We start from the raw sequence: 237 nt of genomic DNA on the forward strand, positions 1-237 counted from the left end.
GCAGGGATGTATTGTGTGGCATATACAGCATCTTGCGAGGGGAAAAGTTCAAATGCATTTCCAGAAGTACGTATGAGTTCGTATTCATCGTTAACCGTATAAGTTAAGTGACTTGTGTTTCCTGCACAACCAGTTAATAGGAAGGCGACGAATAGGATTATCCATTTTTTCAATATGGGAACCTCCTTTATAATGCTATTGTAACAAATTGTACAAGAAAAGTAAGAGAAACGCTAG

General features: G+C 38.0%; 1 protein-coding gene. It reads right to left on the reverse strand.

Going from position 1 to position 237, the window contains the following annotated elements; translation table 11 throughout:
* Positions 1-173: DUF3997 domain-containing protein (locus tag SB717_RS39390; RefSeq protein WP_410908753.1), on the reverse strand; the 173-nt coding region annotated here is incomplete at its 3' end.
* Positions 174-237 lie beyond the last annotated feature (64 nt).

Origin of the sequence: Priestia sp. SIMBA_032 (genome assembly GCF_046535215.1) — a bacterium.
Taxonomy (GTDB): Bacteria; Bacillota; Bacilli; order Bacillales; family Bacillaceae_H; genus Priestia; species Priestia aryabhattai.